At 70.7% G+C, this 11,037-nt stretch carries 10 protein-coding genes; 5 read left to right on the top strand and 5 right to left on the bottom strand.

The features are described from left to right. The coding region (locus ACFYXE_RS28395; protein ID WP_389317004.1) for an ABC transporter transmembrane domain-containing protein at nt 1-1,663 on the top strand (1,663 nt) is incomplete at its 5' end. Then, entirely contained in the window at nt 1,660-3,441 is a 1,782-nt protein-coding gene (locus ACFYXE_RS28390; RefSeq protein WP_361168657.1) for an ABC transporter ATP-binding protein, read from the top strand. The genes ACFYXE_RS28395 and ACFYXE_RS28390, both read left to right, overlap by 4 nt. Nucleotides 3,442-3,539: 98 nt before the next feature. On the opposite strand, the gene ACFYXE_RS28385 is transcribed toward ACFYXE_RS28390, so the two are convergent. Then, nucleotides 3,540-4,334, bottom strand: a complete 795-nt coding sequence (locus ACFYXE_RS28385; RefSeq protein WP_361168660.1) for a metal-dependent hydrolase — start codon at nt 4,332-4,334, stop codon at nt 3,540-3,542. Nucleotides 4,335-4,395: 61 nt separating this feature from the next. Here ACFYXE_RS28385 and ACFYXE_RS28380 point away from each other — a divergent pair, with 61 nt between their 5' ends. Together ACFYXE_RS28380 and ACFYXE_RS28375 are read left to right on the top strand one after the other, a co-directional pair. Continuing rightward, entirely contained in the window at nt 4,396-6,969 is a 2,574-nt protein-coding gene (locus ACFYXE_RS28380; RefSeq protein WP_389316999.1) for a DEAD/DEAH box helicase, read from the top strand. Nucleotides 6,970-7,015: 46 nt separating this feature from the next. After that, entirely contained in the window at nt 7,016-7,918 is a 903-nt protein-coding gene (locus tag ACFYXE_RS28375) for an acyl-CoA thioesterase (protein ID WP_389316996.1), read from the top strand. Between the two features lie 41 nt (nt 7,919-7,959). Here ACFYXE_RS28375 and ACFYXE_RS28370 read toward each other — a convergent pair whose 3' ends face one another. After that, entirely contained in the window at nt 7,960-8,895 is a 936-nt protein-coding gene (locus ACFYXE_RS28370; RefSeq protein WP_389316993.1) for a DUF6397 family protein, read from the bottom strand. 136 nt (nt 8,896-9,031) lie between these two features. Next, a complete protein-coding gene (locus tag ACFYXE_RS28365) occupies nt 9,032-9,445 on the bottom strand; it encodes a roadblock/LC7 domain-containing protein (RefSeq protein WP_389316990.1) in 414 nt (137 codons plus the stop codon). A gap of 92 nt (nt 9,446-9,537) precedes the next feature. On the opposite strand from ACFYXE_RS28365, the gene ACFYXE_RS28360 reads away from it, so the two are divergent. Beyond that, entirely contained in the window at nt 9,538-9,966 is a 429-nt protein-coding gene (locus ACFYXE_RS28360) for a PPOX class F420-dependent oxidoreductase (protein WP_361168672.1), read from the top strand. A gap of 52 nt (nt 9,967-10,018) precedes the next feature. On the opposite strand, the gene ACFYXE_RS28355 is transcribed toward ACFYXE_RS28360, so the two are convergent. After that, nucleotides 10,019-10,624, bottom strand: coding sequence for an ATP/GTP-binding protein (locus ACFYXE_RS28355; protein ID WP_389316986.1), 606 nt, complete (start codon nt 10,622-10,624; stop codon nt 10,019-10,021). Then, nucleotides 10,605-11,018 carry a DUF742 domain-containing protein gene (locus ACFYXE_RS28350; RefSeq protein WP_361168678.1) on the bottom strand — a complete coding sequence of 138 codons (414 nt, stop codon included), beginning with the start codon at nt 11,016-11,018 and terminating at the stop codon, nt 10,605-10,607. The genes ACFYXE_RS28355 and ACFYXE_RS28350 overlap by 20 nt, the downstream gene beginning before the upstream one ends. Nucleotides 11,019-11,037: the final 19 nt, after the last annotated feature.

The following is an 11,037-nucleotide window of genomic DNA, read 5'->3' as shown; positions in this document are numbered from 1 at the left end:
CGTAATGGTGTCCACCGGCGACGTCGAGAAGATCGGGTGGTTCGTGGAGGCGCTGTCGCGCTTCGCGGCGGCCGCGCTCACGGTCGTCCTGGTCTGTGTGGGCCTCCTCGTCTACCAGCCCGCCCTCGGCGTCGTCGTCGCGGTCGGCATCCCGGTGCTCGCACTCGCCGTCCTGCCGCTGCTGCCCCGTGCCACCCGGCGTGCGGACCACCAGCGCGAGAAGGCGGGCCGGGCCACCGAACTGGCGTCGGACACCGTCGCGGGCCTGCGGGTACTGCGTGGCATCGGCGGCGAGGAGCTCTTCCTCGACCGCTACCGCCGTGCGTCGCAGGAGGTCCGCACCGCCGCGGTGCGCAGCGCCCGCATGTGGGCGGTCATCTCGGCGATCCAGGTCCTGATGCCGGGCCTGCTGCTGATCGCGGTCCTCTGGCACGGGGTACACCTCGCCCGCGAAGGCCGGATCACGGTCGGCGAACTCGTCACCGTCTACAGCGCGATCATGATGCTCAACTATCCGCTGCGGCACTTCGAGGAGATCGCCATGGCGTACTCCTTCTCCCGGCCCTCCGCCAAGCGCGCGGCCCGGGTCCTCGGCCTGAAGCGGACGGCAGAGAACTCTGAGGGGACCTCTGCGGGTACCTCTCAGGGCACGACTACGAGTGCGGAGGCCGGGACTTCGGCAACGGCTTCGGGTGCGGAGGCCGGGGCTTCGGGTGCGGAGGCCGGGGCTACGGGTGCGGAGGCCGAGGCTTCGGGTGCGGAGGCCGGGACCGTGGAAGCGGCTACGGGTATGGCGGCCCGGCGCACGCAAGCGGCGACGGCTGCGGAGGCCGAAACGGCTTCTGCGGGCGGCACCGGCATTCCGCCCGCCGCGCGCACGACGCTCCGCTCCGCCGAGCCTGCCGGTGACGTGAGCGATCCGGCGACGGGCCTCCTCGCCCCGGCCGGGCGGCTCACCGCCGTGGTCTGCGGCGACCCCGACGAAGCAGGTCGGCTCGCCGAGCGTCTCGGCGGACACCCCGCCTTCGACGGGGCCGCCGGCCTGCCCTCCGTACGCGTCGGGGACGTCCCCCTCGACGGTCTCCCGCTGGACACCGCGCGCGCCACGGTCCTGGTCCAGGACAAGGACCCGGTCCTTCTCTCCGGAACGCTCCACGCACTGCTGGACGTCCCCGCGTCCGGGGCCGTCGGCTTCGAGGACGCGCTGAGCGCCGCGCAGTGCTCCGACGTCCTGGACGCGCTGGCGCAGTCGTCCGTGGGCGACGACCCCATGGCCGCCCACCTCACCGAACGCGGGCGCTCCCTCTCCGGCGGCCAGCGCCAGCGCCTCGCCCTGGCCCGCTCGCTGGTCACCGACCCCGAGGTCCTGGTCCTCGACGAGCCGACGTCCGCCGTCGACTCGCACACCGAGGCCCGCATCGCCGACGGGATCCGCCGACTGCGCAGGGGCCGGACCACGGTGGTGCTCACCTCGTCGCCGCTGCTCCTGGACCGCGCCGAGCGGGTCGTCTTCCTCGCCGACGGCGGGGTCGCGGCGGTGGGCGAGCACCGCGATCTGGTGCACAGCGACCCGAGATACCGCGCGATCGTGACCCGCGAGACCGACGCCGAACGCGTCGCCGCGGGTGCCCCGACAGATTTCGACATCGAGGAGACGGCATGATCGGCCTCGCGCCCCCGGCCTACGATCCGGCGGCCCCCACGACGGCGGAGACCCTGCCCGTCGGCGCGGCGTCGACCGTGCGGACCTACGTCCGCGAACTGTTCCAACGTCACCGACGGTCCTTCCTGCTGCTCATCCTGGTGAATACGCTCGCCGTCGTCGCCTCGATGGTCGGCCCCTATCTGCTCGGCGACCTGGTCGAGAACGTCGCGGACGACGCCCGTGACCTCCACCTCGAACTGACCATCGGGCTCTTCGCGGCCGCCCTCCTCGTGCAGGCCTTCTTCGTGCGCGAGGTGCGGCTGCGCGGGGCCATGCTCGGCGAGCGCATGCTGGCGGACCTGCGGGAGGACTTCCTCGTACGGTCCGTCGGCCTGCCGCCGGGTGTCCTGGAACGGGCCGGCACCGGCGATCTGCTCTCGCGGATCACCACGGACATCGACCGCCTGGCGAACGCCATGCGCGAGGCCGTGCCGCAGCTGGCCATCGGCGTGGTGTGGGTGGTGCTGCTGCTCGGCGGGCTCGTCGTGACCGCGCCGCCGCTGGCCCCCGCCGTGCTCGTCGCGGTGCCGCTGCTCGTCGTGGGCTGCCGCTGGTACTTCAAGCGGGCACCCGGCGCCTACCGCTCGGAGGCCGCCGGATACGCCGCCGTGGCCGCCGCCCTCACCGAGACCGTAGACGCGGGACGCACGGTCGAGGCCCACCGCCTCGGCCACCGCCGCATCGCCATGTCGGAACGTCGCATCAAGGAGTGGACCGCCTGGGAGCGCTACACCCTGTACCTGCGCTCGGTCCTCTTCCCGATCGTCAACCTCACCCACACCACCGTGCTGTGCTCGACGCTGATGATCGGCGGCGTCTTCGTACTCCAGGGCTGGATCGGCGTGGGCCAGCTGACCACGGGCGTCCTCATCTCCCAGATGCTCGTCGACCCGCTGGGGATCATTCTGCGCTGGTACGACGAGCTGCAGGTCGCCCAGGTGTCGCTGGCCCGGCTGGTCGGCGTGCGCGACATCGAGCCGGACGCCGGCGACCCGACCGTGGTCCCGCAGGGGCGCCGCGTCCATGCCGACGACGTGCACTTCGGCTACCGTCCGGGCGTCGACGTGCTCCGCGAGGTCTCCCTCGCCGTCGAACCCGGCTCGCGCGTCGCGCTGGTCGGCCCCTCGGGTGCCGGAAAGTCGACCCTCGGCAGGCTGCTGGCCGGCATCTACGGACCACGCACCGGCCAGGTCACCCTCGGCGGCGCCGCCCTGTCGGCGATGCCCGCGGAGGAGGTCCGCACCCACGTGGCACTGGTCAATCAGGAGCACCACGTCTTCGTCGGCTCCCTGCGCGACAACCTGCTCCTCGCCCGCACCGGTGCACGGGACGCCGAGCTGTGGGCGGCCCTCGGGGCGGTCGACGCCGCCGACTGGGCACGGGGCCTGGACGAGGGCCTGGACACGGAGGTGGGATCCGGCGGATTCACGCTGACGCCCGCGCAGGCCCAGCAGATCGCCCTGGCCCGGCTGGTCCTCGCCGACCCGCACACCCTCGTCCTGGACGAGGCCACCTCGCTGCTCGACCCTCGCGCGGCCCGCCACCTGGAACGCTCCCTCGCCCGCGTCCTCGACGGCCGCACGGTCGTGGCGATCGCCCACCGGCTGCACACCGCGCACGACGCGGACGTCATCGCGGTGGTCGAGAGCGGCCGGATCAGCGAGCTGGGCAGCCACGACCAGCTGGTGGCGGCCGACGGCGCGTACGCGGCGCTGTGGCGGTCCTGGCACGGATAGGAAACCGGAGGCACGGCTGCGGGGAATCCGTCGTGGTTCCCCGCAGACCGCCCCGCGTGGTGCCGTCCGGCTCGGGCGCCGACGGTGCCACGGATGGATCAGATGAAGTTGAGCGCGGCCGCGCCGCCCACTCCCCCGAGCAGCATGAACACCGGCATCAGCACCTTGAGCTCGATCCAGCTGCCGGCCCGGAACCGCATGATCTTCGGCGGCCCGATCGGGTACCAGCGCTTGCGGCCGATGGGGATGGGCCACAGGATCGGGCACCCGGACACGGTCAGTGCGTCCCCGATGTCGTGCACCAGCGCGCCGAGCACGATCGGCAGCCCCAGCCACACGTACTCCTGGCCCGGATCGGTGAAGAGCCAGCCCGCGCCGTTGCCGGGCTTGTCGAGGACACCGGCGAGGATCCAGGCGCTCGTCGCGGCGAGCAGCCACACCAGGACATCGCTGCTCGTGCCGCGGGCGGCCCGCCACAGCAGCCCCTCGATGGCGAGCACCAGGTGGGCGAAGAGGATCCCGAGCACCGCCCAGCGCCCGCCGAAGACGGCCAGCGCCGACGCGCCGACGCCGATCAGGACCGCCCACAGCCAGGTGTGCGTCAGCGTGCGGTGTCCACCGGAGCGCCGCGGGTCCCCCTGCATGCGGGTCGCCTTGTAGACGGCGTACGAGAGTTTGTCGACGATCTCGCACAGGCCCCGTGAGATCGGCCCGAAGGCGCGCGAGATGGTCGCGGCCTTGTGATCGAGGTCGGGAGCGAGCGCCGCACCGGCACAGATCAGCGCCCCGGTGAGGAGGACCGGCCAGGGCATCGTGTGCCCCATGGCCGCCGCGGCGGCACCGACCCCTAGCCAGGCCGCCGCCCCCGACAGTGAGTGTGCCGGTCCCATCATTGGTGTTGCCCGCCCCATTCCCGTTGTTCTGACGCCCCGTTGGCGACACAGCGTAGCGTTCGTGATCTTCGTGGACGCGTCCGGTTCCCTGATCGGGTGGGAAGGAAGGCAAGATGGGGGTGTGACCCTTATCGATCAGCTGCCGCCGGATGCCGACCCCGATGCCCTCTTCGAAGCCTTCTCGTCGTGGGCCGAGGACCAGGGCATCACTCTCTACCCGGCCCAGGAGGAGGCGCTGATCGAGGTGGTCTCCGGGGCGAACGTGATCTTGTCCACGCCGACCGGCTCCGGCAAGAGCCTCGTCGCGGCGGGCGCGCACTTCACGGCGCTCGCCCAGGACAAGGTGACCTTCTACACGGCACCCATCAAGGCCCTGGTGTCGGAGAAGTTCTTCGACCTGTGCAAACTCTTCGGCACCGAGAACGTCGGCATGCTCACCGGCGACGCGTCGGTCAACGCCGACGCCCCCGTCATCTGCTGCACCGCCGAGGTGCTCGCCTCGATCGCGCTGCGGGACGGCAAGCACGCCGACATCGGCCAGGTCGTCATGGACGAGTTCCACTTCTATGCGGAGCCCGACCGCGGCTGGGCCTGGCAGATCCCCCTGCTCGAACTTCCGCAGGCCCAGTTCATCCTCATGTCGGCGACGCTCGGCGACGTCAGCATGTTCGAGAAGGACCTGACGCGCCGCACCGGGCGCCCCACCTCGGTGGTGCGCTCCGCGACCCGCCCGGTCCCGCTCTCCTACGAGTACCGGCTGACGCCGATCACCGAGACGATCACCGAGCTCCTGGAGACCAAGCAGGCGCCGGTCTACATCGTCCACTTCACCCAGGCGCAGGCCGTCGAGCGCGCACAGTCGCTGATGAGCATCAACATGTGCACGCGCGAGGAGAAGGACAAGATCGCCGAGCTGATCGGCAACTTCCGGTTCACCACCAAGTTCGGCCGGAACCTCTCGCGGTACGTGCGCCACGGCATCGGCGTGCACCACGCGGGCATGCTGCCCAAGTACCGCCGCCTGGTCGAGAAGCTCGCGCAGGCAGGCCTCCTCAAGGTCATCTGCGGCACGGACACCCTCGGCGTCGGCGTCAATGTCCCGATCCGCACCGTGCTGTTCACCGCCCTCACCAAGTACGACGGCAACCGTGTCCGCACGCTGCGGGCGCGTGAGTTCCACCAGATCGCCGGACGCGCCGGGCGGGCGGGCTTCGACACGGCGGGCTTCGTGGTCGCCCAGGCACCCGAACACGTCATCGAGAACGAGAAGGCGCTCGCCAAAGCCGGCGACGACGCGAAGAAGCGCCGCAAGGTGGTCCGCAAGAAGGCGCCCGACGGCTTCGTCGCCTGGTCGGAGAGCACCTTCGAGAAGCTCATCGCCTCCGACCCGGAGCCGCTGACGTCGCGCTTCCGGGTCACGCACACCATGCTGCTGTCCGTGATCGCCCGGCCGGGCAACGCCTTCGAGGCGATGCGGCACCTCCTCGAGGACAACCACGAGCCGCGCAAGCAGCAGCTGCGGCACATCCGCCGTGCCATCGCGATCTACCGCTCCCTGCTCGACGGCGGCATCGTCGAGAAGCTCGACGAGCCGGACTCCTCGGGCCGCATCGTGCGCCTGACGGTCGACCTGCAGCAGGACTTCGCGCTCAACCAGCCCCTGTCGACCTTCGCCCTCGCCGCCTTCGAGGTGCTCGACCCCGAGTCCCCCTCGTACGCCCTCGACATGGTGTCCGTCGTCGAGTCCACCCTCGACGACCCGCGGCAGATCCTCGCGGCCCAGCAGAACAAGGCGCGCGGCGAGGCCGTGGCGCTGATGAAGGCGGACGGGGTCGAGTACGAGGACCGCATGGAGCGGCTCCAGGACATCACGTACTCCAAGCCGCTGGAGGAGCTCCTCTTCCACGCCTACAACACGTACCGCACCAGCCACCCGTGGGTCGGCGACCACCCCCTGTCCCCGAAGTCCGTCATCCGGGACATGTACGAGCGGGCGCTCTCCTTCACGGAATTCACGTCCTTCTACGAGCTCGCCCGCACCGAAGGCATCGTGCTGCGCTACCTCGCGAGCGCGTACAAGGCCTTGGAGCACACCATCCCGGACGACCTGAAGTCCGAGGACCTGGAGGACCTGATCGCCTGGCTCGGCGAGATGGTGCGTCAGGTCGACTCCAGCCTCCTCGACGAGTGGGAGCAGCTGGCCAACCCCGAGGTGATGACGGCGGAGGAGGCCCAGGAGCGGGCCGACCAGGTCAAGCCCGTCACCGCCAACGCCCGCGCCTTCCGTGTCCTGGTGCGCAACGCGCTGTTCCGCCGGGTCGAGCTGGCCGCCCTCGACCACGTCGAGGAGCTGGGCGAGCTGGACGCCGAGTCCGGCTGGGATGCCGACGCCTGGGGCGAGGCCATGGACAAGTACTGGGACGAGTACGAAGATCTCGGCACCGGCCCCGATGCCCGTGGCCCCAAGCTGTTGCTCATCGAGGAGGATCCCGAGCACGGTCTGTGGCGCGTCCGCCAGACGTTCGCCGACCCGAACGGCGACCATGACTGGGGCATCAGCGCGGAGGTCGATCTCGCAGCTTCCGACGAGGAGGGCCGTGCCGTCATCCGGGTCACGGACGTCGGCCAGCTCTGAACGCCCCGAGGATCCGCGTGCCCCGGACAGGAGTCGAGGAACTGTCATGAGCAATCCCGCCGACCGGCTGGTCGATCTGCTGGACCTGGAGCAGATCGAGGTCAACATCTTCCGGGGCCGCAGCCCGAACGAGTCCCTCCAGCGGGTGTTCGGCGGGCAGGTCGCGGGGCAAGCCCTGGTGGCGGCCGGGCGCACCACCGAAGGCGACCGCCCGGTGCACTCGCTGCACGCGTACTTCCTGCGGCCCGGGCGCCCGGGCGTGCCGATCGTGTACCAGGTCGAACGGGTCAGGGACGGGCGCTCCTTCACGACGCGCCGCGTCACCGCCGTCCAGCAGGGACGCACCATCTTCAACCTCACCGCCTCCTTCCATCAGCCCGAACAGGGCGCCTTCGAACACCAGCTGCCGCCGCGCCTCGCGGCTCCCGACCCGGAGTCGCTGCCGACGGTCGCCGAGGAGATCAAGGAGCACCTCGGTGCGCTCCCCGAGCAGCTGGAGCGCATGGCCCGGCGCCAGCCCTTCGACATCCGGTACGTCGACCGGCTGCGCTGGACCGCCGAGGAGATCAAGGACGCGGAGCCCCGCAGTGCGGTCTGGATGCGTGCCGTCGGCCCGCTGGGCGACGACCCGCTCGTGCACACCTGTGCCCTCACCTACGCGGGCGACATGACGCTGCTCGACGCCGTGCGCATCCCGGTGGAGCCGCTCTGGGGCCCCCGCGGCTTCGACATGGCGTCCCTGGACCACGCCATGTGGTTCCACCGCCCCTTCCGCGCCGACGAGTGGTTCCTCTACGACCAGGAGTCCCCCATCGCCACGGGCGGTCGCGGCCTCGCCCGCGGCCGCATCTACGACGCCGAGGGCCACCTGCTGGTGTCCGTGGTCCAGGAAGGGCTGTTCCGTCCTTACGGGGAGCGCCACATGGACAGTCCGACTCCCCAGGCCTGACCACGCCAGAGCCACCTGTCCCGCGCCGGCTCGGCTGCTGCCTACGCCCTCCTTCGGCGCAGCCACTTCATCAGGCCTCGGGCTTCGCGCACGCAGGCCTCGGCCGCGACCTCACCGGGTTCCTGCCATTCCAAGCCCGGGCGGCCGGATTCCTGCACGCTCCGTGGCGCCGGTCGGGGAGCGGGGCGGGGCGCCGGGCGTTGGACTCGTGCCTGGACGAGGCCGATCAGCAGGCTGGAGCGCAGCCACCGGATCTCGTCGGGGTCGTCCGCGGTCGTGATCTTCTCCAGGATCTGCGTCCCCGGCGAGTCCGGTGCGCCGTGGGTGCGGGGCGCGGGCCCCAAGCGGTTGAGATACGCGCGTTCGTAGGGATCCCGGACGATGTCCGCGAGCTGTACGGAGTCGAGCAGCGACGCCACGGCCGCGGCGCGCTCCCACGGGTCGTCGGACTGCCGGAGCAGCGCTCCCGCGTACCGTCCCCGCCAATTGCGGGCCCGCACGTCCTGGCCCTCCTCGAGCCGACGGCGCATCGCTTCCGGCATGCGCCCGGTGAGCAGGGTCGCATTGATCTCGGACTCGGCGAAATGCCGGAGCTCTTCGGCGAGATAGAGCCAGACGGTGGCTCGGTACCTGTTCAGGTAGAACTTGACGGGCGTCAGGAATCCGGCGCGCGCCAGGCGGGTGAAGCGGGCCGTGCTGATGCCCATGAGCTCCGCGCCCTCCGTGGTGCCCACGGCTCTGACGCTCTCGCGCAGCGTCGCGGGGAACCCTGCGCGTCCGCGTACGCGATCCATCTCCTCGTGGGTGACGCGACGCCGTCCGCCCGCCACCTCTCCGACCGTGCGGACCCTTCCCAGCATCACCGCGAGTTCGAACTCCCCGCGTTTCAGCCCCAGTTCTCTGGCCGCCCGGCTCGGCGCGAGTGTCGGCCGTACCGCTTGCGCGCTGGCGGATTGCGTCATGATGTCACCGGTCATGGTGATCTCCCCCGTGAGATGTGATTGCTCTCGGGAAAAACCGTAGCCCGGACACCGCGATCCTCGCTGAGCCTGTGGATAACTCTTGGCGTGACAGCGTCAGTGCAGGTCAGGGGCCTCAGAGTTCTCAGAGGTCTCAGAGGTCCACGACAGGGGTGCGCTCCGGCTGGCGGGCGTCCACGCCGAGGTGCTCTCCGACGCGGTTCACGAGCAGCGTCATCTCGTAGGCGACCTGTCCCATGTCGGCCTCGGCCGAGCTGAGGACGCACAGGCAACTGCCGTCCCCCGCCGCCGTGACGAACAGGACCGCGTCGTCGAACTCGATCATTGTCTGACGGACTTTGCCGGCGTGGAAGTGGCGTCCGGACCCCTTGGCGAGGCTGTGCAGCCCGGAGGAGACCGCGGCCAGGTGTTCCGCGTCCTCCCGCTTGAGATCCGAGCTCGCTGCGGTCACCAGCCCGTCGTTGGACAGCACCAGCGCGTGCCGAACGTGCTCCATCCGCTGGGTCAGGTCGTCCAGCAGCCACCCGAGTCCCATGCTCTGCGCCATGTTCCCGTCTCCCCGTGTCCGCTCCCCCCGCCTGGGGGATCTGACCTGCCAGCCTTCACCACGACAGGCGCCCCGGCAAGCATGATGGGGACATGGCACAGAAGATGACCGATGACCAGTGGCGGGCCTTCGTCTCGCAGGGCACCCGAACCGGCAAACTCTCGACCGTCAGAGCGGACGGCAGCCCGCACATCGCGCCGATCTGGTTCTTGCTCGACGGCGATGACCTGGTGTTCAACACCGGCAAGGAAACCGTGAAGGGCCGGAACCTGGCACGCGACGGGCGCGTGGCGCTGTGCGTGGACGACGACCGGCCGCCGTTCGCGTTCGTCGTGCTGCAGGGCCGTGCGGAACTGAGCGAGGACATCGACCAGGTCCGGCATTGGGCGGCGCGGCTCGGCGCGCGCTACATGGGCGAGGACCGCGCCGAGGAGTTCGGCGACCGCAACGGCGTTCCGGGAGAACTGCTGGTCCGCGTCCGGATCGACAAGGTCCTCGCGTACGCCGCAGTCTCCGACTGACGGGCGCGGACCGACCGGCGTACGCCGGATCGACGCAATCACGCCGTCGGTCTCATCCCACGGAGTCGAGCAGCCGGGCGGTGTGGACCCGCCCGGCGTACTCGACCAGCCGGATCAGCACCTCCTTCCCGGAGTCGCGGTCACGGGCGTCGCACAGCACCACCGGCGTCCCTCGGTCGAGGTCCAGGGCTCGGGACACTTCGTGCGCACCGTACGTACGCGCGTTCGCGAAGCAGTTGACCGCCACGACGAACGGGATGCGTCGGTGCTCGAAGTAGTCCACGGCGGGGAAGCAGTCCTCGAGCCGCCGTGTGTCCGCGAGGACCACGGCGCCGAGGGCGCCCTGTGACAACTCGTCCCACAGGAACCAGAAGCGGTCTTGGCCCGGGGTGCCGAACAGGTACAGGGAGAGGCCCGACCTGATGGTGATGCGACCGAAGTCCATGGCCACGGTCGTCGTGGTCTTCCGGTCGACCCCTTCGGTGTCGTCCACCGCCTGGCCCACCTCGCTGAGCAGTTCTTCGGTGCGCAGCGGACGGATTTCGCTGACCGCTCCCACCAGGGTGGTCTTGCCCACCCCGAAGCCGCCCGCGACCAGGATCTTCAGCGCCATGGCCGCCGTTTCGGCGTCCACGGCGTCAGAGTGCTCGGAGCCCATCGATCACCTCTCGGAGGATCTTTTCGTCGGGAAGCTGTGCGGGCGGAACCGGCCGGCTGACCTTGACGCAGCCCATTTCCAGCAGATCGCCGAGGAGCACTCTGACCACGCCCACGGGCAGGTCGGCGCCGGCCGCGAGCTCGGCCACCGACTGTGTCTCGACGCGGCAGAGTTCGATGAGTGCCCGGTGTTCGGGCCCGAGCGCGGTGTCGTCGCCGGGCCCGGGCGCGCTGTCCTCGAGCGTCACGAGCGCGATCAGGTCGAAGCGGACGCCGCGGGGGCCCGGCTCGGTCCGGCCGCCGGTCATCGCATAGGGCCGGACCAGCGGGCCGGCCTCGTTGTCGTACCACTGGCTGCCCGGCTGATCCGGGAGCCCGCTCATGTCCTCGGTCATGTGTCCGCACCGTCCTCGG

The sequence above is a fragment of the Streptomyces sp. NPDC002564 genome (genome assembly GCF_042889645.1).
In the GTDB taxonomy this organism is placed as follows: Bacteria; Actinomycetota; Actinomycetes; order Streptomycetales; family Streptomycetaceae; genus Streptomyces.
The sequence above is the reverse complement of the archived record's forward strand: the minus strand, read 5'-3'. Positions and strand labels throughout refer to the sequence as shown.

Coding starts and splice junctions, on each gene's coding strand:
- ACFYXE_RS28375 (WP_389316996.1), top strand. CDS start 7,016: ATGAGCAATCCCGCCGACCGGCTGGTCGATCTGCTGGACCTGGAGCAG.
- ACFYXE_RS28385 (WP_361168660.1), bottom strand. CDS start 4,334: ATGATGGGACCGGCACACTCACTGTCGGGGGCGGCGGCCTGGCTAGGG.
- ACFYXE_RS28390 (WP_361168657.1), top strand. CDS start 1,660: ATGATCGGCCTCGCGCCCCCGGCCTACGATCCGGCGGCCCCCACGACG.
- ACFYXE_RS28350 (WP_361168678.1), bottom strand. CDS start 11,018: ATGACCGAGGACATGAGCGGGCTCCCGGATCAGCCGGGCAGCCAGTGG.
- ACFYXE_RS28355 (WP_389316986.1), bottom strand. CDS start 10,624: ATGGGCTCCGAGCACTCTGACGCCGTGGACGCCGAAACGGCGGCCATG.
- ACFYXE_RS28370 (WP_389316993.1), bottom strand. CDS start 8,895: ATGACCGGTGACATCATGACGCAATCCGCCAGCGCGCAAGCGGTACGG.
- ACFYXE_RS28365 (WP_389316990.1), bottom strand. CDS start 9,445: ATGGCGCAGAGCATGGGACTCGGGTGGCTGCTGGACGACCTGACCCAG.
- ACFYXE_RS28360 (WP_361168672.1), top strand. CDS start 9,538: ATGGCACAGAAGATGACCGATGACCAGTGGCGGGCCTTCGTCTCGCAG.